Below are 23,027 nucleotides of genomic sequence, written 5' to 3'. Positions count from 1 at the left end.
GCACCGGTCCGGGTCGGGCGGGCGGCCGGGACCGGTAGGGTCGGCGGCATGCAGCCACCCACACGCCGCCACGGCCGGTACGTCGTCCCCGTCGCCCTCGCGCTGGGCCTGGTGCTCGGCGCGGCCGGGGCCGCGGCGGCGCACGTCGAGGTCGAGTCGTCGACCGCGCAGGCGCTCGCCGTCGGTGCCGAGGTCGCCTTCTCCGCCGAGGGCGAGTCCTCGACGGCGGGCATCGTCGACGTCAAGGTCGCCCTGCCCGCCGGGATCGCCCCCGCCGACATCACCCTGGTCAAGGCCCCGAGCGGCTGGACCCTCACCCCCACCGCCGACGGCTACGCGGTCGCCGGTCCGGCGCTCGCCCCCGGGGCGGCCGCCGACTACACGGTCAAGGTCCGGCAGCTGCCGGACGCCGAGTCGGTGGTGTTCAAGACCCTGGTCGACTACTCCGACGGCCACACCGACCGCTGGATCGAGCTCCCGCAGGGCGGCAGCAAGCCCCAGCACCCGGCGCCGGTGCTCGCGCTGAGCCCGGCCGCGCCCGGCGCGACGCCGCTGGCGGCGGCGGGCAGCCCGTCGGCCTCCGCTTCGGCTTCGGCCTCGGCTTCGGTTTCCGCGTCGGCCTCGGTCTCGGCTTCGGTCTCGGCGTCCGCGTCGGCTTCGGCGTCGTCGAGCCCGACCGCTGCCACCCAGAACGACGCGGACGGCGGCGGTGGCGGCAGCACCGCCGCGATCGTGCTCGGCGGCGTCGCCGGTGTCGCGGTGCTGGCCACGCTGGTGGTCCTGGTGCTGCGGCGGCGGAAGTCGCCGCCCGCGTAAGGGGGTTGTCGGTGGAGGCTGCCAGGATCACGGTCCATGAGCGTCATCGGCAGCTACCTGCGGCTGGCCCCCGCCGAGATCGCCCGCGTCCTCGCCGAGCCCGGCTGGGTCGCCGGGTTCAAGGCCGAGCAGGCCGCGCTGGAGCGCGGGCGCGGCCCGTCCGAGCTGCGGTTCCACGACACCGAGAAGGCCTGGGCGGGCCTGGCGCACCTGTACGCCCGGCGCGGGCTGCCGGTCGAGGTGGTCGAGGGCGGCGAGCCGCTGCCCGAGGAGGACGACTGGGGCTACGGGCCGCCGTCGCTGCTCGCGCCCGAGCAGGTCGCGGACGCCGCACGGCGGTTGGCGGCCGTCCCGTTCGCCGAGCTGGTCGACGGCCTCGACCCGACCGTCCTGGCCGCCGCCGAGGTCTACCCCGTCCGGATGTGGGACGACCCGTTCGCCTTCGAGTACCTGGCCGCGCACCACGCCGACCTGCTGCGCTACCTGGAGCGGGCCGCGCGCTACCGGCACGGGCTGCTGGTCTGGTACTCCTGACTGCTTAGATGACCGCAGCCGGGGCGGGGGCGGGGGTCGGGGCGGGGTGCGGGAGGCGGCGGACGGCGGGGGAGAGCAGCGGGAGCAGGGCGAGCGAGCCCTGGGCGAGGGCGGCGGCGGTGGCCAGCACGGGAGCGCCGAAGCGGGCGGTGAGCGGGCCGCAGGCGAGCTGGCCGAGCGGGATGGCCAGGTAGCAGAGCACGTCGGCGTTGGCCGAGACCCGGGACAGCACGCCGTTCGGCAGGTGCTCCTGGAGCGAGGTCTCCCAGGCGGTCGCCGACAGCGCCAGGCCCAGGCCGGAGGCGGCCGCCGCCGCGAACAGCAGCGCGGCCGGGGCGTGCCGGCCGAGGGCGAGCAGCGGCAACGGGAGCAGCAGCCCGGCGAGTTGGCCGGCGGCGAGCAGGCGGCGGGGCGCCAGCCGGTAGGCGGCGGCGTCGGCGAGCAGCAGTCCGGCGCCCCGGGCGGCCAGCAGGACGCCCCACAGCGCGGGGCCGGCCAGCGCCGGGCCGAGGATCTGCCAGGGGCCGACCAGCAGCAGGTTGGTGGCGCAGCAGGACCAGGTGGTCCACCAGAGCCAGCGGGTGTGCCGGAACACCGTCCAGCCCTCGCGCAGTTCCCCGTACAGGCCGGTGGGCCGGTCGGGGTCCCGGCGCGGGCCGGTCGGGAGTCCGGCCAGCAGGTAGGCGGCGGGCAGGTAGCTCGCCGCGTCCAGGGCGACCGCCCAGCCGGGCCCGGCGCCCGCGACCAGCAGGCCGGCCAGCACCGGGCCGAGCACCTTGCTGCCGTTGCCGGCCATGCCGAGCAGGGCGTTCGCGGGCCGCAGCCGGTCGGCGGGGACGAGCTCGGGCAGCACCCCGCGCAGCGCGGGCGCGGTGAACGCCGTCAGCGCGCCGTTCGCGAACTCCAGGGCGGCGAACGGCGCGAGCGCGTAGTGGCCGGTGAGCAGCAGCGCGGCGGCCGCGCCCTGGCTGAGGCCCGCGCCGAGGTGGGTGACCAGCAGGACGGTGCGCCGGGGCAGCCGGTCGGCGACCGCGCCGCCCAGCAGCATCAGGCCGAGCAGCGGCACCATCCGGACGGCCAGCACGGCGCCCAGGTCGGCGGCCCGCCCGTCGGCGGCGTCGAGGACGGCGAAGGCCAGCGCGACCGGGGCCATCGCGCTGCCCAGCAGCGAGACGGCCCGGCCGAGGAAGAAGCGGCGGAAGCCGGAGTGGTGAAGGAGTGGTGGAAGCACCCGCAGAGTGTGGGAGGGCGGGCGCCGGCGGCTCTATTGTTTCGGGTTCCACCGAAAGGTTGCCGCAAGCCGGTCGTGCGCTTGCCGTGCGCTTGCCGCGCGCTTGCCAGCGGCCGGCCGCGAGCCGGTCGGGGTCGTCGGGACGAAGGGAGAGGTGTGCCGTGGTCGTGCTGCGGCTGGACTCGTTGGCGCTGTCGCGCTCCCGGTTCGCGCTGTCGCCGTTCGCCGAGACGCTGGCGGCCGTCGTCCAACTGGCCCGCCCGTACAGCGAGCCGTGGGCCGCGGCCTGGCGGGAGCGGCACCGTCCGGCGTTCCTCGCCCGGCTGGCCGGGGACGGGTACGCGCGCGGGCTGGTCGAGCTGATCGCGGCGACCAAGTACCTGCCGGACCACCTGACGCTGCCGCCCGGCGGCGGCATGGAGACCACGCTGGAGTCCGAGCTCGCCGAGGTGGCGCGGGTCCCGGACGAGACGGCGGTCGCCGGACTGCGGACCGCGCAGCGACACGCCTGGGCCGGCCAGCGGCTGGACTGGCTGACCGGCCACGGCCACGGCGCCCGGGCGGCCGCGCTGTTCCGGGAAGTCTGGGACACGCACCTGGCCGCCGACTGGCCGACCCGGCGGGCCGCCCTCCAACGGGACGTCACCCACCGCGCCGGGCTGCTCGCCGCGCACGGCTGGCCGCGGGCGCTCCAACGGATGAACCGCACCAGCGAGTGGGTCGGCGCGGACGCCATCCGGTTCAGCGACCGGCCCGGCCCGGACCGGGTGGTCGGACCGGACGGCATGCTGTTCGTCCCGGTCACCGCGCAACGCAGCTCCTGGCTGTGCGAGGCCCCGGGCCGCCCGTTCGCCATGGTGTACGCGGCCCGCGGGACGGGCGAGGAAGCCGACGCCGCCCCGACCGGAGACGGCGAGGCGCTGGCCCGGCTGCTCGGCGTCGGCCGGGCACAGATCCTGCGCAACCTCGCCGTACCCGCCACCACCAGCGAACTCGCCCTGCTGCTCGCCCAGTCGGTCGGCACGGTCGGCGGCCACCTGGCGATCCTGCGCGACACCGGCCTGGTCGGCCGGACCCGGGTCGGCCGCCGGGTGCTCTACCACCGCACCGAGCTGGGCGACCGGCTGGCGGCGGGGCCGGGCTGAGACCTCCCCCGCGACGGGCCGGCCGACCGGCCAGGCGACGCAGAACTCGTTGCCCTCGGGGTCCACCCACACACAGAACTAGATGTTCTGGAGTGAGACATGGGTACGGCGCTGCTGGTCAGGGAGTCGGATACTGCGTCAGCCTCGGTCACTACGAGAACGACAAGCAGATTGCGGCCCGGTACGGGCGCGACACCAGCAAGGGCGGTAACTGACATGACCAACGATGTCGAGAAGGCCGCCGAGAAGGCGCGTTGTGCCGAGCGCGCTGCCGAGTACGACCGCGAGTTCGTGAAGTCCTGGCAGCAGCAGGCCGACGGGCACTCCACCCGGGGGCACGAACTGCATGCCGAATTCCTCGAACTCCTCTCCGCCGAACCGTGGTTCAGGGCATATGTTGCCCACCGCGCCGAGCGGTACAAGCGGGAGAAGACCCTCACTGCTGCGCAGAACGCGCAAGGCTACCTGGGACAGCCGGTCACGATGCCTGTGCAGCGCTGGTACGACCTGCGGTTCCTTGACGACCCCACCGGCGAAGTGGACAAGGCCGCGGAAGCTCTCGGCGCGACCTATGCCGCCGAACTGGAAGCCAAGCGCACTGCCTACGTTGAAGCCACGGCCTGACGTGGCTGTTGACGCGTTCGACCCGGGGCCGGACGGAACCTATCCGCATTTCCCCCGGGACGCGCAGGGGCAGCCTGTGTGGGCCGACTCCCCAACTGGTCTGCCAGTAGCCAACGGTGGGGACCCGATGCCGCGCGGGGTCCAGCGGATGCGCGACCCGGGATCCGGCCGTGTGCTGCTGGTGGACGTGACCCCGAGGCAGCCGAACGGTGAGCCGATCAACCCGCCGGCCGTTCCTCCGGCGGCTCCTGCATGAGGCGGCGGAGCGGTGAAAGGCCGACCATCCCACCTGCCGCTCACAACGTGGACGGCGGGCCCGGGTGGGCTGCGATACGCCGAGCGTTCCTCGGCCGGTATCCAATGTGCCAGGTGTGCGGAGAGGAAAAGGCTTCGCTGGTGCACCATTTCCCGCGCTCCCGGGAACAACTGCTCTCGGACGGCGTGCGCTACCCGAACGCGCCCGCTCGCCTTCGGGGCATCTGCGCGTTCTGCTACTACACGTCGTACGCCGCAGAGGTGCAGGAGGCAAACCTCCGATGCCGTGAAGTGGCGTCCGCGGAGCGGCGGCGGATCGTCCCGGTGCTCGAAGTGGCCGCCTGGCTCGGCGAAGTGGACCACTCGACCGTCAAGGACCTGTGCGTCTGCGTCGCCCGCATCGACCAGGCCGAACGCGACCTGTCGACACGCGGACTGATCGTCACCGCCGAGCGCGGCACCGTGAAGAACGGGGCCGCCACCATCGCAGCACAGTACCGATCACAACTCGCACGCTAAATAAGCGAGTTGGGACTCTCGCCGAGTTCACGGGCCGCCATCGCACCGCCGGAACCAGACGACGAATCCGACATCTGGGACTGAACACAAGTCCCGCCCTGTCCACCCCTGCGGGTGGCCGGGGCCGGGCTCTCTGTCGTTCCTGGGGCCCCGTGAGTGACCCTGGGCAACTGCGCGCCGAAGCGTGGGGCAGTCACTGCCCACCGCCTGACGGTCGAGTTGCCGAGGCTCGCGGCGTAGCTGGCGGTCCGCCGTTCGAGTGAATCGAGCGGCGGACTCTGTGGTTGGGTCCGGCGTAGGCTGCCGGTTATGACGACGGCGGTAGGGAGTTTGATCGAGGAGCTGCGCCGAGGGCTGGGCATGTCTCAGGACCAACTAGCAGCCCGTCTGAACAAGTTGGGGAACTGTACGACCATGACACGGCAGCTGATTTCCCGATGGGAGAACGGCTACCAGGGGCGGAAGCCTGGTCCGCGCTGGCTACCACACTTGGCTACTGCCTTGGAAGTACCTCTACATGCCTTGGAGAGTGCGGACGTGATTCGACGATCTTTCTTGACGAGCGTCGCCGCAACTGCGATAGCTCCCGCGGCCACTGCGGATTTGCTGTCCCATGGGTTCGCCGCCGCTCTCCACGGCGGGCCATCGGCAGACGACTGGCAGGGACGGCTGTATGTCTATGGCCAGGACTACATGTCTTCTGGCGCGGAGGAGATTCAGCGTCGCCTTGCCGCGGACATGGTGGTCCTGCAGCAACAGATCGAGGGGTCCCGCATGTGGGAGGTGGCGGCGAGACTGTCCGTGCTGTTCGCCAAAACCTTTCCGGGCAGCGACGCCGCCAGGACGACGACTTGGTACGGCATGGCCGCTGCTGCCGCTGACCGATCCGACGACCGGGGTACGCGGGTATGGGTGCGGGGGCGGGCTGCTATCGCTCTCGGCTACGAAGGAGCGTCCCTTGCCGTCGCGGAGAGGCTTGCGGACCAGGCGTTGGCAATCGACTCTCGCCCGTCCTTGGGCCGGCTCAACGCCATCATGGGCAAGGCGCATGCTGCCGCACTTCGGGGCGACCGGCGAGCGGCCTTGCAGCTCAACGACGAAGGATGGAGGGTGTTCGAACGAGTTGCATCACCCGCGAACGCACAGTCGGACTATGCAGTCCCCGAGTGGCGAATGAATGTCTTTTCGTCTCTGTTGCTTGCCCGACTCGGCGAGGAGAAGCGGGCCGAGTACGCGCAGGAGCAAGCGCGGGCGCTGCTCCCTCCGACGCTGCCGCGGTTCGCAACACACTTGGAACTTCACCGAGGGCTGATGCTCGCACAGGCAGGAGACCGAAGGGGTGGCGTGGCGTATGCCCGTGCTGCACTCAATGCGCTTCCCGCAGACAAGCAGTCCCTGACGCTGCGTCTGCTGCTGGCAGAAGTTGAAGCCGCGTAGCGGTTGGCTACCCCTTGTGGCTACCCCGTAACTGACAGGTAGTCATTAGTCGCAGATTTTCCCCGAACAGTTCGCACGGCTCGGGGAGACACCGCGTGATCTACTCGCTCGAACAGACTCGCCAGCAGTGGCGGGCCGCCGCACTGGCGGTCGGCCGCAACCCGCTGGACGACTACGACCCGAAGATCAACCAGCAGGTCGGCACTGGGTGGTCGGTCGGCTGGCCCGCGTGCCAGTGTTCCCGGCCGAAGTGCCCGTACCGCCCGGAGCCGACGTGATGGGGCCGAGCTGGCGGGCCCTCGCTGACGTCGCCCTGGCGGTCGTCGTCGGTGGCGTACCCGTCGTTCCGGTGGTCCTGGCGCTGCTCGACCAGAACAACGTACGGCGCTGGGCGTGGGTGTTCGTCGCCCTGGCGCTCGCCATGGTCATGGTGGCGTTCGGTCCCGGCTGGACGCTCCGCGCGCATCGCCGGTTCGGTCGCCGGCACCGCCGCAGACAGGGCCCCGGGTGAGAGCCCCGGGCACGATCCCGCCCGAGATGATCCGTGCCGCGCGGTGGTCCCCCGGGTGGTACTACCCGTGCGGTCGTGAGCGGTACTGGACCACCGCCGTGCCCGCGATGGGGCCACGCAGCGTGGTGACCGTATGCCGCGACCACCACCGGCCCTACCTGGTGCGGCCCGCCTAGGCTCGCCGACTTGCCCGCTGGTGCCGCGCGTTGAAGCGCCAGCGCAAGGGCATGTCGAACCCCTGATCTCCCGGAGCCTCCCCCCTTGCTCCGGGTTCCCCGCCGATCCCACCTCCAGTTGGCGGGGAGGCACGCGCCCCCGCGCGTGCCGGGTGTCCTGCCCACTACTTGAGCCCCGGGCAGGGCACCCCTTCCCCAACTCCCTTGCCACGGTCGAGCTGTACGGGGGCAGCTCGACCGAGACAAGGCCCGATTTCCGTCGGTCCCATCCGACGGAGGGGCGCGCCGGTCGCGTCCTGGTGTGCCCCGTCCCCTCCTCGGAACGACAGGGCGGGGCACCTCCTCCCAGCACCCTGCCCCGGTCGAGCCGTACGGCGGACAGCGCTCGACCGAGGGCGGGGCCCAACCACCACCACCGCGAGGACCGATGAACGTCTTCCAGCCGGCGGTCGAGCCGGTATCCGAGCCAACGCCCGAACAGCGGACTTGGCTGGTCGCCTTGTACGACGCGGGTACGCCCTTGTACCTGGTCGCACACGCCACGGGGCGCTCTGCGCCCTGGATGCGCAGACGGCTCGAACGGTGGGGGCGCCGGTCCGGGGGCACGAGGAGTCGCAGAAGATCCGAAGGAAGCGGGGGACGGAGGTTCCCACGCTCCCGGATTTCCCCGTCAGCGCCGGCGGAAGTGTTTTCGTGCCCGGGGGGTCCGAGGCCCAACGTGTGTATCTGTTCGGGCCCTCGCCCGGGTCGGTCGCGCTCGACACCCGAACCGACGGGCGGCACGGCATCGTGTGCAGCTCGGACACGGGCACCGTGTACCTGCGGGAGCCCGGTCGGAACGGGGCTCGATGGGACTGCCCGATGCAGTACATCGCCCCGCCGGCCCCCGACGCCGCCGCGCTCGTCCGGAAGCTTGACGCCCAACGGCCGCCGCACTCCGAGGGCAGTGCAGCGGCACCGCGGGCCGCCTAAACCCCCGCCCCCGGTGACGAGTGTCGGACGGCTCGGACGACCGGGGGCGGGGCCGACCCGATCACGACTCTGCAAGGGGCAACTCCCATGGGATACGCCGACGTTCCGGCCGACATGTACCAGCGGACCCGGCGGGGGGCTCAGGGCTTGGCCCGGGACGACCAGGGCCGGGTGCTGTTCGTCCGGACCCTGTACGGCAAGGGCTGGATCATGCCGGGAGGGGCGGTCCACGACGACGAGTGGATCCCCGACGCGATGGCCCGGGAGTGGGCCGAGGAGACCGGCCTGCACCGGGAGTTCGGCGCCCTGCTGGCCGTCGACCAGGTGCCGGCGGACCCGGACAGCGGGTCGAATCCCGGCATCGACTTCGTGTTCGACGCGGGCGTGTTCACGGACGGACAGGCGGCGGCGCTGCGGGTGCCCGTCGGCGCGGTGACCGAGATCGGCGGGTACGAGTGGGTGCACCCCGACAAGTTCGACGGGCACGAGTGCATCGCCGAGTACACCGCCCGCCGGGTCCGCCAGGCCCTCGCCGCCCACCGCGCGGGGCTGTGGGTGCCGTTCCTGCGCCACGGCGTCCCCGACCCTGCGGTGTAGCACGTCACAGATTCCGCCCGGGACTCGCTCACCGGGCGGTGCCGGACCCGGCGGTCGTCGCAGGAAAGCCTCCCGCCGGGGCAGGGCCGCCATCCCACAGCCCGGATACCGACCGGTGTTCGGTTCGCACCGACACGAGGAGCCGTCAGGATGAACACGCCCACGCCCGGCCCGAGCCACCCGCCCGTACCCGGCCCCATGCCGCCGGGAAGCAGCAGCGGCACCACGGCGGCGTAACAGCACACGTTCGATCAACCAGACGTAGAGAAGGAGTTGGACCATGGGTTGGGGAACCGGCAAGGGCGGCGAAAGCGGTGGCGGGAAGCACGGGGGTAAGAAGGACCCCGGTACGGCCACCCCGAGCCCCGACAGCCAGAGCGGCAAGAGCGGCAACAAGCACGGCAAGGACAAGTAGTTGACGGACCACGTGCACCAGTCGGAGCGGGCCGCCCTGCGCGGCCTGCTCTCGGCCGTCAGCGAAGATCTCGGCCACGACGTGGCCCCCGAATGGGTGGCGGCGGCCGAAGCCGCACCCCGGACGCTCTTCCTGCCCGATCGGATCTGGCTGGGAGACGAACACGGCGGCTACACGCCGTGCGATCGCCAGAGCGACCCGGTCGGCTGGGCCGCAGCAACGTACAGCAACGCGCCAGTAGTCACCCAAGTCAACGACGGAAAGGACCCCGGGGACGACCCGTGGCCGTCGTCGTCCGCTTCCGCCCCCGCGATCGTCTTCCGCATGCTCGACATGCTCGACCTTCACGACGGCGCGACCGTGCTGGAGATCGGGACCGGCACCGGGCTGACGGCCGCGTACATGAGCCACCGGCTCGGCTCCGAGAACGTGGTGACCGTCGAAGTCGACCCGGAAGTCACCGAGCTTGCCCGCGGCAATCTGGCACGGGCCGGGTTCCACCCGGAAGTGGTCTGCGGGGACGGTACGCGCGGGTGGGGGCTGCGGGCCCCGTACGACCGGGTGTCGGTGACCTGCGCGCTGCGGAGCGTCCCGGCCGCGCTGATCGAACAGACCGGGCGCGGGGGGAAGATCCTGACTCCCTGGGACAACCCGTGGATCTGCTGGGGTCTGCTGCTGTTGACCGTGACCGGGGGTGGCAACGCGGAGGGTCGTTTCAGTCCGTACAGCGCGTTCATGCTCGCCCGCAACCAGCGGACGGACCTGCGGATCTACCGGGACGTGGTGCGCGACGAGCACCTGCCCGAGGAGTCGCGCACCGAGCTGCCCGCCCACGACATCGCCGCGGACGGGTGGGAGTTGGCGTTCACCCTCGGGATGCTGCTCGGCGACGTGTGGAAGGCGTGGGACAACGAACCGGACGTCGACGGGGTCGCCCGCCGGCTCTGGCTCGCCACCACGGACGCGACGTCGTGGGCAGCCGTGGACCGGGCGGGTGAGGGGTCGGACGGGTTCACCGTGTGGCAGTACGGCGAACGGCGCCTGTGGGACGAGGTGGCCGAGGGTTACGCCTGGTGGCACGCCCAAGGGGAACCGGGACCGGAGCGCTTCGGGCTGACCGTCACGCCGGACGGCACGCATCGGTTCTGGCTCGACCGCCCGGAGAACAGCGTCCGAGTCCGGAGCGAGCGGGGTTAGGCCGTCGATACCGGGTATCGCGGGTGTTCGACTCGCTTCCCTGGTGCGACAGGTCGGGAATGCGGTATCGAGCCCTGGAGTGCTGGGCGGTGCCGCCCGAGAAGTAGCCGCAGTAGACAGCAAAATGCCCCGTTCGGCCAAGTGCCGGGCGGGGCTGTGTCGTTGGTGCTGGTCGTACCGGTGCGCTCAGAACCGGTAGTCAAGTGTGTCGGGGTCGCGGAGGATTCACCAATGGCCGGCCGGGCCCTGGTCCTGCTCCTCGATCCGGGTGGCGCCGAGCTTCTCCAGCCGGGTGACCACGGCTTCGAGTTCTCCGCCGGAGTGGATGTCGATGTGCAGCCGGTTCTTGCCCTGCTTCGGCTCCGGGACGTCCTGGAACAGGATCCGGCGGCCCTGGCCGATGCCGCTCACCGGGGCGTACGGGTCCTCGGGGTGGCGGACGGCCGAGTGGCCGCGGAACAGCTTGCGGCCGTCGCGTTCGAGCACCGCGGTGGCCGGGAGGGCGGCCGGCGGCGAGCAGGTCGTCGATCAGCGGGGTCGGGTCCTCGACAAATGGGGCCAGGATGGGGACATTTTTGCGTTCACGCCGTTAATCGCCCGACGGTGCTATCTGTAGGCGCATTCCTTCATATACTTCTCTCAGGTCCCGAGCATCGGAAATCCTTCGCACCTCTACTGCTTTGACGACTTCGAGGGCGCGCCAATGGTTAGATGGTGCGACTCGACCGGATAGCATGGCGCGCTGTGCCGAATCACATGCTTCATCCAATCGATCAGTGGCCATCAGGGAGAGTGCCAGATCAATATTTGCGGATGCCACCCGGCGAGGCCATTTGCTAACGTCGTCGGAGGGCGAGAGTCGCGAAATAACCTCTCGCGCATATGCTTCGGCTGCCGGATCGCCGAGCCATGCAAGTGTGGTCGCCGCATAGGCGAGCGACTTGGCCGGGTCATATTGGAAATGATGTTCCGGCCGATTTGGAATACCCATCGCTGCGGAAAGTGCCTGCACTCGATCTATTGCGGCATAGGTCTCGGTAGAATATCCCAAGCGTGCAAATGCTCGCCCCTGCTGCGCAAGGGACTGGATTTCAATCGAGCTTCCGGCGGGCGCCAACTGCTGAGCAGTAGCGCTGAGTTCTGCCGCCTTGGAGTAGTCGCCATCAGTGAGAATCCGCCAAGCATCAGTTTCAAAGCACCATGCCTGAATTTCTGAGTTCTCGGCATGCTGCGCTAGAGTCATCGCTGTTCGCAGCCTTGCCGTTGCTGCGTCTTGCTGATTGAGATCGATGTGCAGAGTTGCACCAAGGAGAGAGAACCAACCACCTATTACGAGTAGCTGTCGATGTTCGGCGAGGGTCTTCTTTGCTTCCATGAGTTTGGCTACATAAAGCGCATGTTTTCGCACCTGCCCCAAGAGTTCTTGCGGGGCTGCGGTCGGATATTTGGTTGCGAGATCATGAAAAGTCATCTCAAGACGGTCAAGAGTTTCTCGGCCTACGTCGCTGGCAGAGACCCTGCGCGCAAGCTCCAGTGCTTCGATCTCATCGTCATGTTCCAGCGTGATGGCGGAGGAGATTTCGCCCCGCGCAGGCTTCGGGGTGACTGTGGCGTATAGGAGAGAATCGAGCTCTATTAGCGTGACTCGCAATACCTTGGCCAGGGTTGGGCGCTGCCAATCCTGGGGGTCTACCTTCCCGCTTTCCCAGCGCGCCACAGTGGAGCGATCCACGCCAAGGTCCTGAGCAAAGGAGTCCTGAGTGAATCCAAGGGCCTTTCGCCTTTCAACAAGGGCCCTGCGTCGCTCTGCCATGCCGCCTCCCGGTCTCTGACCCCCGTTCTAGCAGGCCAGAGCACTCGATGCAGAGACTCTGAGACATGGATGCCACGCAGATGCGTCATCGCTGCTCTGTCCAAGTGCGAACAGCAGCCCTGTACTGGTGCATCACACAGTCCGGCGCTGATCGGAGGGACAGCAGTGAAACGCCCAAGCATCGTGACCGGCGCCCTGGTGGTCGCGGTCGCCCTCGGCCCGGCCGCTCTGGTCGCCCTCGGCGCGTTCGACTCCGGCCCTCACGGCGGCGTGTGGTGGTTCTTCGGCCTGGCGGTCGCCATGCTCGGTGTCGTCGACGGCGGAGACTGGGAAGCGTGTTGGCGCCGACGACGGGCCGTCCGGCGGTCCCGCCTGCGAATCAGGGTTCGCCACGTCCGATCCGGCGGGCCGCCGTGATGCTCGCGGCCGAGGCGTTTTCCACGCTGGTTGGGATCGGCGAGGCGGTACTACCGGGGCCGCCCGAGGAAGACGACGGGAACGAACGGGTACCCGGGGACTGCTGGCTCTACTGCGAACGCGAGTCGGTCCCGGTGCTCTGGCTCGGACCGGTCACCGCAGCCGGCGGGGTCCTGGCCGGGCTGCTCGCCTGCGCGGAGTGCATCGCCGTGCTTCACGGCAAGGCAGTGGCCGCGACGCTCGGGCGGGATCGTTCACCGCTCGTTCGCCCCGGTCGGGCCCGGCATGCCCGTTCCCGGTCCGCTTGATCTCCCCGGAGCGTAGACACCCCCGACGCTCCGGGGTTGCCGCCGGTCCGACCCGGCGGAAGGTGCGCGGTGGGGCGCAGCGCACCCGTTGCCCTGGTCCGGCTCCCCGGCAGGACCGGGGCGACACCCAAGACCCCCGGCGGAAACCTGTGCCCGCCGGGAAGCACAACCCCCGCCCCGGTGACGTGACGCGTGGACGGCACGGACGACCGGGGCGGGGCCCAAGACCAGAACTCAGGTACGGAGAGCGGCACATGAACGAGTGCCCCGAGGGGCCCGGACACAAGGTCGAGCGGTCCACGCAGCCCGGAGCCATGCAGAGCGGCCCGCAGGGGCCCGTCTGGCGGTGCCTGACCTGCGGCCGGTGGGGCGGCGTCATGACCGCAGAGTGGGCCGCCCTGTTCCCTGGTGAACCGGTGCTGTTCCCCCTCGGGTGGACACGTGCCGGCTCGCCCGTGCCGATCCGCAGCACCCGCGCGTAGCCGCGCCCTTGAACTCCCGTCCTGGCGGGCGGTCGGGAATCACCCCTTCCGCCAGGGCGGGCCCGACTCCCGCTCCGGGCACTTCAACCCCCATGCCCCGGGCGGGGCACGACCACCCCGCCCGGTTCGGCTCTGGACACGGCGAATCGGCCGGGGTGGGATAGGCAACTCGGTTTCATGGCCGAGGTGTTGAACTTTCGACGTTCGCAGGAAACGGAGGTACAGCACAGATGACGCAGGCGCCCGCACCGTGGGGCACTCAGCGAATGGGGCCGTACGCGGCCACCACCACGGTTCCGCAGTACACGCCCGTGATCGACCCCGAAACCCAGATCGCGGTGATCGTGGACGAGCACGGCCGGACGGTCGAGCTGGGCAGCCACGGCACCAGCACGAGCGGTTTGACGCCCACCACGACCACCCCGGGTGACGGGGCCGGGCCGGGTGGCGCGACCGACTCCGACAGCACCGAGTCGTACGACCAGGACCAGAGTTCCGGCTGATGCGTGACAGCAGGTCGGTACTGGTGCTGACCAACCCCTACGACGTGACTGCGGACGTGGTGCTGCGGCTCCTTGCCGAGCGCCGGGTTCCCGTGGTCCGTCTCGACCCCGGCATCGACCTGCACGCGGGTGCCTCGCTGACCGCCACGTACCGCACGGGCGACCAGCGGGGCACCCTGCGCACGGCGAGCCGGGAGATCGACACCACGCGGATTCGCTCCGTGTGGGTGCGCAGGCCCTCGCCCTACGAGGGGCCGCCGGGGTTGACCGGCCAGGACCGCCGGTTCGCCGCAGAACAGGCCCGGTGGGGAGCAGGCGGCATCTTGGCGTCACTGCCGGGCGCGCACTACGTCAATCACCCGTGGAACAACCGGGCCGCCGAGTTCAAGCCTGCGCAGCTCTCGACCGCGCAGCGCTGCGGGTTCCTGGTGCCCAGCACGGTGATCACCGACGACCCGCACGAAGCGCGGACGTTCGCCGCTCAGCAGTCCGGCGGAGTGGTCTACAAGCCCGTGTGGAACTCGCCCTACCGCGTGGAGAATCAGCCGCACAGTGTGTGGGTCCGGGAGGTGCGCGCGGCCGAGATCACCGACGCCGTGTCCGTCTGCCCCCACATGTTCCAAGCCAAGGTGGACAAGGCGTTCGACGTGCGGGTGACCGCCGTGGGCAGCCGACTGTTCGGGGTGCAGATCGACAGCCCCGATCTCGACTGGCGCTACCGTCAAGACCTGATGACGTGCACACCGATCGAGGTACCCGCGTCGGTCGCGCGTGCGGTTGCGGCCTATCTCGCCGAACTCCGTTTGCACTACGGCGCGTTCGACTTCGCTGTGACCCCTGCGGGTGACTGGTACTTCCTTGAGTGCAACCCGAACGGCCAATGGGCATGGCAGCCGGCGCAGACCACCGCCGCCATCGCACAAGCTTTAACCGACCAGCTGGAGAAAGGCCCCGAGACGTGAGCACATCGGCTCAGCTTCGCAGCGCCTTGGCGGACAGCCTCGCCGAGGACGGCACCCTCACCGAACCCGAGTGGCGCAGCGCGGCCACCACGGTTCCCCGCGAGCTGTTCACGGGGTCCTACTTCCTGCCGGTGGCGGGCAGTGTCCCCACGAGATACCGGCCTGTCCGGGAGGGTGATCCCGGGTGGCTGGAGGGTGTCTACTCCGATGAGACGCTGATCACCCAACTGGACGGCCGGATCAGGCCCGACGACGTGACCGAGGACGCCGTGACCGGCTCCCCGTCGTCGTCGTCCACCCTGCCCTCCCTGGTGCTGCGGATGTGGCGGCAACTCGGCGCGGAGGCCGGTCACCGGGTGCTGGAGATTGGCACCGGAACCGGGTACTCGACTGCCCTCGGTGCGCACCGCCTAGGGGACGCCAACCTGACCAGCATCGAGTACGACCCGGTGGTCGGCGGGGCCGCTGCCACGGCGCTCAAGGCGGCCGGGTTCGCGCCCCGGCTGATCATCGGTGACGGGCTGCGCGGCGACCCACAGGGCGGCCCGTACGACCGGCTGATCGCCACCTGTTCGGTCCGTTACGTCCCGCTGCCGTGGCTGCACCAGGTGAAGCCCGGCGGGAAGATCCTGGCCACCCTCTCCGGGTGGAGCTACGCCAACGCTCTCGCACTGCTCGACGTGACCGGCCCCGGAGAGGCCACCGGCCGGTTCCTCCCCGGGTACACCAGTTTCATGATCGCCCGGCCGCACGACCGGCCGCCCCGCCCGACGCTGGCCCTGCTGCCCGGAGAGGAGCGTCCGAGCCAGATCGACCCCGCCAAGCTCGACGACTGGACCGGCGGTTGGATCGCGCAACTCGCGGCCCCCTCCGCCGAACGCATGGGGGCGGGGGCGGAACAGATCCTCTGGGACGTCTCCACCGGTTCGCAGGCTCGGACCACCCCCAACACTGACGGTGGGTGGACCGTCGTCCAACGCGGTCCCGTGCGCCTCTGGGACCGGGTGGAACGAGCGGTGCAGCAGTGGCAGACCGCCAACGAGCCTCACCAGGAACGGTTCGGGATCACTGTCTCGGCCGCCGGACAGCGCGTCTGGCTCGGCGCCGAGGACGGCCCCGGGTGGGACCTGCCGATCTGACGCACGCGGGCCTGTGGGCCAACACCGTGCACCGCTCTGGCGGGTGGTCAGACAGCAAAACGCCCCGTTCGGCCAAGTGCCGGGCGGGGCTGTGTCGTTGGTGCTGGTCGTACCGGTACGCTCAGAACCGGTAGTCAGGTGTGTCGGGGTCGTGGAGGATCCACCAATGGCCGGCCGGGCCCTGGTCCTGCTCCTCGATCCGGGTGGCGCCGAGCTTCTCCAGCCGGGCGACCACGGCTTCGAGTTCGCCGCCGGAGTGGATGTCGATGTGCAGCCGGTTCTTGCCCTGCTTCGGCTCCGGGACGTCCTGGAGCAGGATCCGGCGGCCCTGGCCGATGCCGCTCACCGGGGCGTACGGGTCCTCGGGGTGGTGGACGGCCGAGTAGCCGCGGAACAGCTTGCGGCCGTCGCGTTCGAGCACCGCGGCGGCCGGGAGGGCGGCAGCCCGGAACTCGGCGAGGGCGGCGGCGTCCCGGGTGTCCACGACCGGTTTCCACGTGAGCGCCATGGCACGGGATTCAATCGGACGTCGGATCGAGTGGCAATCAGCGTGGGGGTGTGCCGGAACGGCGGCGGGGACGGGCGGCCGGGGGATCCGGCGGCCCGTCCCCGTGGGCGGCGGTGGGGCGGGGGGGTCAGTGTGCGGCGCCCGCGTCCGGTGCCAGGACGCCGGTGGTGACGAGGGCGATGATGGTGATGCCGAGCAGGATCCGGTAGATCACGAACGGCGTGAAGCTGTTGTGCGAGATGTACTTCAGGAACCAGGCGATGGCGGCGTAGCCGACCGCGAAGGCGATCAGGGTGGCCAGGATGGTCGGTCCCCAGGCGGGTGCCGGGCCCTCGCCGATCTTGAGCAGTTCCAGGCCGCCGGAGGCCAGCACGGCGGGGATGGCGAGCAGGAAGGAGTAGCGGGCGGCGGCTTCCCGGCTGTAGCCGAGGAAGAGGCCGGCGCTGATCGTGCCGCCGGAGCGGGAGACGCCCGGGATCAGGGCGAGCGACTGGGCGCCGCCGTAGATCAGGGCGTGCCTGAAGTTCAGCGACTCGATGCCGCGGGCGTTGCGGACGGCGCGGGAGCGGTCGGCGATCGCCAGGATCACGCCGAAGACGATCAGCGTGGTGCCGATCAGGCGCAGGTCGCGCAGGGTGGTCTCGATGGTGTCCTGGAACAGCTTGCCGAGGATGCCGATCGGCAGCGTGCCGAGGATCACGTACCAGCCGAGCTTCGCGTTCTGGTCGCGCCGCCACTCGGCGCGGAACAGCGAGAGCGTCCACGCCTTGACGATCGCGCCGATGTCCTTGCGGAAGTAGATCAGCACCGCCGACTCGGTGCCCAGCTGGGTCACCGCGGTGAACGCCGCGCCCGGGTCGTCCCAGCCGACCAGGGCGGAGAACACCCGCAGGTGGGCGCTGGAGGAGACCGGCAGGAACTCGGTCAGGCCCTGCACCAGGCCGAGCACGGCCGCGTGGAACCACTCGATCACCGGACACCCGCCGCGGATATCTCTCGGAGGCTCAGCATGGCGGTTGTCCTGTTCGCTCGTGGGGCGGTGGCGGTCCGGCGGCTCGGGGTGCTGTCCGGTGAGCCCAGATGATAAGGGGTCCGGGTGTCCCGAAGATCGCAAAGGGATACCGGATGACGAATCCGACTTATCGGACCGGGGTGGAGGGTTCGGCCGCCCACTCGGCGCGGGTCAGCGCGTAGACCACGTCGCCGTGCTCGCTGCCCGGGATCGGGTCCGGCCAGTCGACGAGGAACGACCGGACGTGGCGCAGGCCGGCCCGCTCCAGGACCCGGCGGGAAGGCGCGTTCACCGCCATCGTGGTGGCCACCACCCGCCCGGCCGCCCGCTCCGCGAACGCCGCCCGGACCAGCCCCGCCGCCGCCTCGGTGGCGTACCCCCGGCCCCGGGTGGCGGGCAGCAGGCGGTAGCCCAGCTCCAGGTCCGCCGGGTCCGGCCGCTCGACGAGTCCGACCGAGGACGGCGGGCGGAGCGCCGCCCAGCCCAGGAAGCGCCCGGCCGCCTCCACCGCCCAGCAGCCCAGCCCGTCCGGCAGTTCGGCGTACTCGCGCAGCAGGCCCGGCAGCAGCTCGTCCGCGACCCGGGCGGGCGGGACGGGGCGGCCGTCGTCGAGGTACCGCATCACCTCCGGGTCGCCGCAGAGCGCGGTGACGGCCGGCAGGTCGGCGGGGGTGAGGCGGCGCAGGACGAGGCGGGCGGTGCGCAGGCGCGGCGGGTGCGGTCGGGACGGGGGCATGTGGCGAGCAGAGCACCGGGGGCGGGGGCGGGGCAAGTGCTTTCCGCCGGGGGTGCTTCGAGGTGCTTCGAGGGGCGGAATGGAGGAGCGGGTCACTGTGTTGTCCTGGAAAGTTCACTGTGCTGAACTGTCCGTTCCATTCGACCCCGGGGGAAGCGTCATGATCGCCCTGCTGCTCGCGCTCGGCAGCTCACTCGCCTACGGCTGCGCCGACTTCCTCGGCGGCCTCGGCGCCCGCCGCGCGCACGTGCTGCGCACCGTCCTGATCGCCGCGCCCGCCAGCCTGGCCCTCGAACTGCTGCTCTGGCCGCTGCTCGGCGCCCGGTTCGAGGCCGGGGCGGTCGGCTGGGGCGCCGCCGCCGGGGCGGCGTCGGCGGCGGCGTTCGCGCTGCTCTACCGGACGCTGGCGATCGGCCCGATGAACGTGCTGTCGCCCGTCACCGCGCTGGTCTCGGCGATGCTGCCGGTCACCGTCGGCCTGCTGCAGGGCGAACGGCTCGGCGCCGCAGGACTGGTGGGCCTGCCGTTGGCGCTGGTCGCGGTGGTCCTGGTCAGCGCGGGGACGGCCGACGGGCAGGCCCGGGTCACCCGCCGGGCCCTGCTGCCGGCGCTCGGCGCGGGCACCGCGATCGCCGTCCAGCTGGTCTGCCTGCACCAGGCCCCCGCCGGCAGCGGCGTCGCCCCGCTGATCGTCGGCCGCGCGGTCACCTCGCTGCTCACCCTGGCCGCCGCCGTCCTGCTGCGCCGCCGCCTCGGCCCCGAACGCCCCGCGTACGGCCTGGCGGCCGCCGCCGGGGTGCTCGACTCGGGCGCGGGCGTGCTGTTCCTGCTGGCCGCCCGCGGCGGCGACCTCGCCGTGGTCGCCGTGATCACCGCGCTCTACCCCGCCGGCACCGTCCTGCTGGCCCGCGCCGTCCTCGCCGAGCGTGTCCACCGCGGCCAACTCGCCGGCCTCGCCACCGCCGCGTTCGCCGTCGGCCTGCTGGCGTTGGCCTGAGCCCCCGCCCGGCCCGGCGAGGTCCCCGGCCTACTCGGCGGCGGGCTGCGGGTGTTCGGCGAGCCATGCCTCCAGGGCGGGGCGGACGGCGTCGGCGACGCAGGCGCGGGCGGGGGCGTTGTCGAGGTGGCGGCGGGTGGCGCCGCCGAACTCGGGGACGTCGAGCTTGACCGAGACGACGGCGGTCAGGGCGGCTGGCGGGGCGGTGCGGCCGAGGACGGCGCGCAGGGCGTCGTGGAGGCCCTGGAGGTGGGTGCCCTCGCTGGTGGGGCGGCTGTTGGCGTAGCCGTGCAGGCCGCCGTGGCCGGTCCAGGAGAGGGCGAGGTCGAGGGTGCCGCCCATCCGTTCGTCGGTGGCGCGGACGGTGAGGGTCTCGGCGGGGTCGCCGCCGAGGTGGGCGACGAAGTCGGCGCAGGTGAGCCGGCGGAAGCGCTCGGTGCGGGGCGGGAAGGGGCGGGGAGGGGCCTTCCGGGGCGGGCGGGGGGAGGGGAATCCGGGGAATTCTCCGGGTGGGGCGGAGGTCAGCTGAAAGCCTCGACGCGGACGCCCGCGGAGGCGAGCGCGCCCCGTACCCGCCAGGCGAGTTGGGCGGCGCCGGGGGTGTCGCCGTGGACGCAGAGCGAGCGGGCCTGGACGCTGACGGGCTCGCCGCCGACCGCGGTGACGGTGGCGTCGCGGGCGATGCCGACGGCGCGGGCGATCACCTGCTCGGGGTCGTGCACGACGGCCTCCGGGTCGCGGCGCGGGACGAGGGTGCCGGCCCAGGTGTAGGCGCGGTCGGCGAACGCCTCGGTGACCACCGGCAGTCCGACGCCCTCGGCCACCGCCAGCAGCCGGGAGCCGGGCAGGCCGAGCAGCGGCAGCGGGCCGTCGCAGATCGCGCCGGCCCGCAGCACGCCCGAAACCACCGCCTCCGCCTGTTCGTTGTCGTGCACCACCCGGTTGTAGAGGGCGCCGTGCGGCTTGACGTAGGAGACCCGGGAGCCGGCCGCGCGGGCGAACACCTGGAGCGCGCCGATCTGGTAGGCGATCTCGTCGGCCAGCTCGTCCGGCGGGACGTCCATGGCGCGGCGGCCGAAGCCGGCGAGGTCGCGGTAGGAGACCTGGGCGCCGATCCGAACCCCGCGCTCGGCGGCCAGCGAGCAGACCCGGCGCATCGTGGACGGGTCGCCCGCGTGGAAGCCGCAGGCGACGTTGGCGCTGGTGACCACGGAGAGCAGGGCCTCGTCGTCGGTCAGGCTCCAGCGTCCGAAGCCCTCGCCCAGGTCCGCATTGAGGTCGATCACCGTGTCGGCCACTGTTCTCCTCGTCCGCCCTTCCGCGCGCGGGCCGATCCGGCCGCGAGGTCCGTTCCTGGGGGTGATCGTAGGGCCTGACTGTTTCGCCGGTGGTGGTGGTCGCCGTCCCGGCGCCAGGTTTTACCCGGGGGGTCGCGGACGGGCCGCGCGACGGCCACCCGCTCGGCGCAACGCCCGCCGGGGAGGCGGCGGGCGCGGGGTGTTGACGGCTGGTCAGGAGTGGGCGGCGAAGGCGCGGACGGGCGGGGCTCCCGGTCCGGCGGTGGTCAGGCGCGCGGCCAGGGGCGGCCCTGGATCCGTTCGATGTCGCGGTTGAAGCGTTCCAGCACCTCGGCGAACTCGGCCAGGTCGGCGGACGTCCAGCCGTCGACGACCCGGGCCAGGCCCTGGATCGACCAGTCGCGGTCCTGGTGCAGGCGGCGCAGGCCCTCGTCGGTGATCCGCAGCTTGCGGGCGACCCCGCCGTCCGGGTCGGGGATGCGGTCGACCAGGCCGGCCCGGAGCATCGCGGCGGTCTGCCGGTTGACGGTGGAGGTGTCCAGTCCGAACGCCTCGGCGAGTTGGCCGATGGTCAGCGGGCCCTCGGTCTCGATCCGGCTGAGCAGGGTGTAGGCGCTGCGCTCCAGGGCGTCGGGGCCCCCGTTGGTGCGGGCGGTGGCGAGCACCTGGTGCCGGGCGAGCAGCATCATTTCCCGTTCGATCAGAGCGAGTTCCTCGTCGCGCCGCATGCTCTTCCGGCTCCTCCGTCCCTGGTGTCACTTTTCGGCAGCATAACCCGCAGGGCTGCCATATGTATGGTACACATTGTATGCATCATGCATATGTAGTCAGAGCGAAGAGATGGAAGTACCCCATGAGTCAGGCACGCACCGGCCCCGTCGTCGGAGTGCTCGCCGGCGCGGGCATCGTGGTCTCGCTGATGCAGACCCTGGTCGTCCCGCTGATCCCCAAACTGCCGTCCCTGCTGCACACCTCGGCCGCCAACGCGTCCTGGGCGATCACCGCCACCCTGCTGGCCGGCGCCGTGGCCACCCCGGTGCTCGGCCGGCTCGGCGACATGTACGGCAAGCGCCGGATCCTGCTCGTCAGCCTCACCATGCTCGTCATCGGCTCGCTGATCTGCGCGTTCGGCAGCTCGCTCGCCCCGATGGTGATCGGCCGCGCGCTCCAGGGCGTCGGCGCCGGCGTCATCCCGCTCGGCATCAGCATCATGCGCGACGAACTCCCGCCGCAGAAGCTCGGCTCCTCGATGGCGCTGATGAGCTCCTCGCTCGGCATCGGCGGCGCGTTCGGCCTGCCGCTGTCCGCCCTCATCGCCCAGAACGCCAGCTGGCACGCGCTGTTCTGGATCTCCGCCGCGCTCGGCCTGGCGATCGCCGTCGCCGTGTTCCTGCTCGTCCCCGAGTCGCCGGTCCGCTCCGGCGGCCGCTTCGACGTGGTCGGCGCGATCGGCCTCACCGCCGGCCTGGTCGCCCTGCTGCTCGCCATCTCCAAGGGCAGCGACTGGGGCTGGGGCTCCGGCACCACCCTGGGCATGCTCGCCGCCGCCCTGGTGATCCTCCCGGTCTGGGGCTGGTGGGAGCTGCGCACCGAACAGCCGCTGGTCGACCTGCGCACCAGCGCCCGCCGCCAGGTGCTGATGACCAACCTGGCCTCCGTGGTGATCGGCTTCGCGATGTACGCGATGAGCCTGGTCGCCCCGCAGCTGCTCCAGCTGCCCACCGCGACCGGCTACGGCCTCGGGCAGTCGATGGTCCAGGCGGGCCTCTGGATGGCCCCCGCCGGCCTGGTCATGATGCTGCTCTCGCCGATCTCCGCCAAGCTCTCCAGGGCCAAGGGCCCCAAGGTCTCGCTGCTGGTCGGCGCCGTCGTCATCACCGGCGGCTACCTCGCCGCGCTCGGCCTGATGGGCCACGCCTGGGGCGTGCTGGTCTTCTCCTGCCTGATCAGCGGCGGCATCGCGTTCGCCTACGCGGCGATGCCCGCCCTGATCATGGGCGCCGTCCCGGTCTCCGAGACCGCCGCCGCCAACGGCCTCAACACCCTGATGCGCTCCATCGGCACCTCCAGCTCCTCCGCCGTCATCGGCGTGGTGCTGGCCCACATGACCACCGACTTCGGCGGCCACCCGCTGCCCTCGGAGAGCGGGTTCCGCACCGCCTTCCTGATCGGCGCGGGCGCGGCCGTCGCCGCCGCCCTGGTCACCCTGGCCATCCCCGGCGTCCGCCGCGCGGTCACCGGCGGCGGCGCCGGGGGCGTCGGCGGCCAGGCCGGCCCGAAGGACGCGGCCCCGCGGGGCGGCGTCACCGAGGGCGCGACCGCGCAGTAGCAGCAGAGCAGTAGCCGTCACCGGGGGCGCGACCGCGAAGCAGCCGGCCGCGCCCCCGCGTCGTCGCCGTGCCGGGCCCCCGCGCCCCCGCGTC

25 protein-coding genes and 1 pseudogene are annotated in these 23,027 nt (G+C 71.6%); 17 read left to right on the top strand and 9 right to left on the bottom strand.

Annotated elements, in window-relative coordinates:
* Nucleotides 1-48 precede the first annotated feature (48 nt).
* Together KSE_RS07910 and KSE_RS07905 are read left to right on the top strand one after the other, a co-directional pair.
* Nucleotides 49-816, top strand: coding sequence for a DUF1775 domain-containing protein (locus KSE_RS07910; RefSeq protein WP_014134759.1), 768 nt, complete (start codon nucleotides 49-51; stop codon nucleotides 814-816).
* 36 nt (nucleotides 817-852) lie between these two features.
* Entirely contained in the window at nucleotides 853-1,350 is a 498-nt protein-coding gene (locus KSE_RS07905; RefSeq protein ID WP_014134758.1) for a YfbM family protein, read from the top strand.
* A gap of 4 nt (nucleotides 1,351-1,354) precedes the next feature.
* Here KSE_RS07905 and KSE_RS07900 read toward each other — a convergent pair whose 3' ends face one another.
* Nucleotides 1,355-2,581: an MFS transporter gene (locus tag KSE_RS07900; protein WP_014134757.1), complete on the bottom strand. Its 1,227-nt coding sequence runs from the start codon at nucleotides 2,579-2,581 to the stop codon at nucleotides 1,355-1,357.
* A 161-nt stretch (nucleotides 2,582-2,742) separates the two neighbouring features.
* On the opposite strand from KSE_RS07900, the gene KSE_RS07895 reads away from it, so the two are divergent.
* The 9 genes from KSE_RS07895 (at nucleotide 2,743) to KSE_RS07855 (ending at nucleotide 10,429) form a co-directional block, all read left to right on the top strand.
* A complete protein-coding gene (locus tag KSE_RS07895; protein ID WP_014134756.1) occupies nucleotides 2,743-3,726 on the top strand; it encodes an ArsR/SmtB family transcription factor in 984 nt (327 codons plus the stop codon).
* A 216-nt stretch (nucleotides 3,727-3,942) separates the two neighbouring features.
* Nucleotides 3,943-4,350, top strand: a complete 408-nt coding sequence (locus KSE_RS07890) for a hypothetical protein (protein ID WP_014134755.1) — start codon at nucleotides 3,943-3,945, stop codon at nucleotides 4,348-4,350.
* A gap of 369 nt (nucleotides 4,351-4,719) precedes the next feature.
* Nucleotides 4,720-5,124 (top strand): P27 family phage terminase small subunit, encoded by a 405-nt coding sequence (locus KSE_RS07885; RefSeq protein ID WP_231873141.1) that lies wholly within the window; start codon nucleotides 4,720-4,722, stop codon nucleotides 5,122-5,124.
* Nucleotides 5,125-5,433: 309 nt separating this feature from the next.
* Complete coding sequence (locus KSE_RS07880; RefSeq protein ID WP_014134753.1) at nucleotides 5,434-6,561, top strand: helix-turn-helix domain-containing protein; 1,128 nt, start codon at nucleotides 5,434-5,436, stop codon at nucleotides 6,559-6,561.
* 95 nt (nucleotides 6,562-6,656) lie between these two features.
* Entirely contained in the window at nucleotides 6,657-6,839 is a 183-nt protein-coding gene (locus KSE_RS07875; RefSeq protein WP_033258565.1) for a hypothetical protein, read from the top strand.
* Nucleotides 6,839-7,072 (top strand): hypothetical protein, encoded by a 234-nt coding sequence (locus KSE_RS07870; protein ID WP_148283073.1) that lies wholly within the window; start codon nucleotides 6,839-6,841, stop codon nucleotides 7,070-7,072. Before KSE_RS07875 ends, KSE_RS07870 begins: the two co-directional genes overlap by 1 nt.
* A 1,235-nt stretch (nucleotides 7,073-8,307) precedes the next feature.
* Nucleotides 8,308-8,817, top strand: a complete 510-nt coding sequence (locus tag KSE_RS38205; protein WP_014134752.1) for an NUDIX domain-containing protein — start codon at nucleotides 8,308-8,310, stop codon at nucleotides 8,815-8,817.
* A 280-nt stretch (nucleotides 8,818-9,097) separates the two neighbouring features.
* Nucleotides 9,098-9,232, top strand: coding sequence for a hypothetical protein (locus tag KSE_RS45690; protein WP_255518935.1), 135 nt, complete (start codon nucleotides 9,098-9,100; stop codon nucleotides 9,230-9,232).
* Nucleotides 9,233-10,429 carry a methyltransferase domain-containing protein gene (locus KSE_RS07855; protein ID WP_014134751.1) on the top strand — a complete coding sequence of 399 codons (1,197 nt, stop codon included), beginning with the start codon at nucleotides 9,233-9,235 and terminating at the stop codon, nucleotides 10,427-10,429.
* A gap of 225 nt (nucleotides 10,430-10,654) precedes the next feature.
* Here the strand turns inward: KSE_RS07855 and KSE_RS07850 are convergent.
* Both KSE_RS07850 and KSE_RS39770 read right to left on the bottom strand, forming a co-directional pair.
* Nucleotides 10,655-10,994 (bottom strand): annotated as a pseudogene (locus KSE_RS07850) (VOC family protein).
* A gap of 24 nt (nucleotides 10,995-11,018) precedes the next feature.
* Nucleotides 11,019-12,242, bottom strand: coding sequence for a helix-turn-helix domain-containing protein (locus KSE_RS39770; protein ID WP_014134749.1), 1,224 nt, complete (start codon nucleotides 12,240-12,242; stop codon nucleotides 11,019-11,021).
* Nucleotides 12,243-12,407: 165 nt separating this feature from the next.
* On the opposite strand from KSE_RS39770, the gene KSE_RS07840 reads away from it, so the two are divergent.
* From KSE_RS07840 to tgmC, 4 genes are all read left to right on the top strand, one after another.
* Nucleotides 12,408-12,659 carry a hypothetical protein gene (locus KSE_RS07840; protein WP_033258568.1) on the top strand — a complete coding sequence of 84 codons (252 nt, stop codon included), beginning with the start codon at nucleotides 12,408-12,410 and terminating at the stop codon, nucleotides 12,657-12,659.
* A 1,056-nt stretch (nucleotides 12,660-13,715) separates the two neighbouring features.
* Complete coding sequence (locus KSE_RS07830; RefSeq protein WP_231873140.1) at nucleotides 13,716-13,952, top strand: putative ATP-grasp-modified RiPP; 237 nt, start codon at nucleotides 13,716-13,718, stop codon at nucleotides 13,950-13,952.
* The gene (tgmB, locus tag KSE_RS07825) at nucleotides 13,952-14,914 is read left to right on the top strand and encodes an ATP-grasp ribosomal peptide maturase (protein WP_014134744.1); all 963 of its coding nucleotides are present in this window, start codon (nucleotides 13,952-13,954) and stop codon (nucleotides 14,912-14,914) included. Before KSE_RS07830 ends, tgmB begins: the two co-directional genes overlap by 1 nt.
* A complete protein-coding gene (gene tgmC / locus KSE_RS07820; protein WP_033258569.1) occupies nucleotides 14,911-16,053 on the top strand; it encodes an ATP-grasp peptide maturase system methyltransferase in 1,143 nt (380 codons plus the stop codon). Before tgmB ends, tgmC begins: the two co-directional genes overlap by 4 nt.
* Before the next feature lie 121 nt (nucleotides 16,054-16,174).
* Here tgmC and KSE_RS07815 read toward each other — a convergent pair whose 3' ends face one another.
* From KSE_RS07815 to KSE_RS07805, 3 genes are all read right to left on the bottom strand, one after another.
* Nucleotides 16,175-16,561 carry a VOC family protein gene (locus KSE_RS07815; RefSeq protein WP_014134742.1) on the bottom strand — a complete coding sequence of 129 codons (387 nt, stop codon included), beginning with the start codon at nucleotides 16,559-16,561 and terminating at the stop codon, nucleotides 16,175-16,177.
* Nucleotides 16,562-16,688: 127 nt separating this feature from the next.
* On the bottom strand, nucleotides 16,689-17,531 hold the full coding sequence (locus tag KSE_RS07810) for an undecaprenyl-diphosphate phosphatase (RefSeq protein ID WP_033258598.1): 843 nt from the start codon (nucleotides 17,529-17,531) through the stop codon (nucleotides 16,689-16,691).
* A 169-nt stretch (nucleotides 17,532-17,700) separates the two neighbouring features.
* Nucleotides 17,701-18,309 (bottom strand): GNAT family N-acetyltransferase, encoded by a 609-nt coding sequence (locus KSE_RS07805; RefSeq protein ID WP_014134740.1) that lies wholly within the window; start codon nucleotides 18,307-18,309, stop codon nucleotides 17,701-17,703.
* 160 nt (nucleotides 18,310-18,469) lie between these two features.
* Here KSE_RS07805 and KSE_RS07800 point away from each other — a divergent pair, with 160 nt between their 5' ends.
* Nucleotides 18,470-19,306, top strand: a complete 837-nt coding sequence (locus tag KSE_RS07800; RefSeq protein WP_014134739.1) for an EamA family transporter — start codon at nucleotides 18,470-18,472, stop codon at nucleotides 19,304-19,306.
* A gap of 30 nt (nucleotides 19,307-19,336) precedes the next feature.
* Here the strand turns inward: KSE_RS07800 and KSE_RS07795 are convergent, their stop codons facing one another.
* From KSE_RS07795 to KSE_RS07785, 3 genes are all read right to left on the bottom strand, one after another.
* On the bottom strand, nucleotides 19,337-19,648 hold the full coding sequence (locus KSE_RS07795) for a hypothetical protein (RefSeq protein ID WP_014134738.1): 312 nt from the start codon (nucleotides 19,646-19,648) through the stop codon (nucleotides 19,337-19,339).
* A gap of 179 nt (nucleotides 19,649-19,827) precedes the next feature.
* Nucleotides 19,828-20,604, bottom strand: coding sequence for a LamB/YcsF family protein (locus tag KSE_RS07790; RefSeq protein WP_033260008.1), 777 nt, complete (start codon nucleotides 20,602-20,604; stop codon nucleotides 19,828-19,830).
* 266 nt (nucleotides 20,605-20,870) lie between these two features.
* Nucleotides 20,871-21,332, bottom strand: coding sequence for a MarR family winged helix-turn-helix transcriptional regulator (locus tag KSE_RS07785; RefSeq protein WP_014134736.1), 462 nt, complete (start codon nucleotides 21,330-21,332; stop codon nucleotides 20,871-20,873).
* 125 nt (nucleotides 21,333-21,457) lie between these two features.
* On the opposite strand from KSE_RS07785, the gene KSE_RS07780 reads away from it, so the two are divergent.
* Entirely contained in the window at nucleotides 21,458-22,933 is a 1,476-nt protein-coding gene (locus KSE_RS07780; RefSeq protein ID WP_197540703.1) for an MFS transporter, read from the top strand.
* The last annotated feature ends 94 nt before the right edge of the window (nucleotides 22,934-23,027 follow it).

It is taken from the genome of Kitasatospora setae KM-6054 (assembly GCF_000269985.1).
GTDB classification, from domain to species: domain Bacteria; phylum Actinomycetota; class Actinomycetes; order Streptomycetales; family Streptomycetaceae; genus Kitasatospora; species Kitasatospora setae.
Note: the sequence above shows the minus strand (reverse complement) of the source record. Positions and strands in the feature narration are given on the sequence as shown.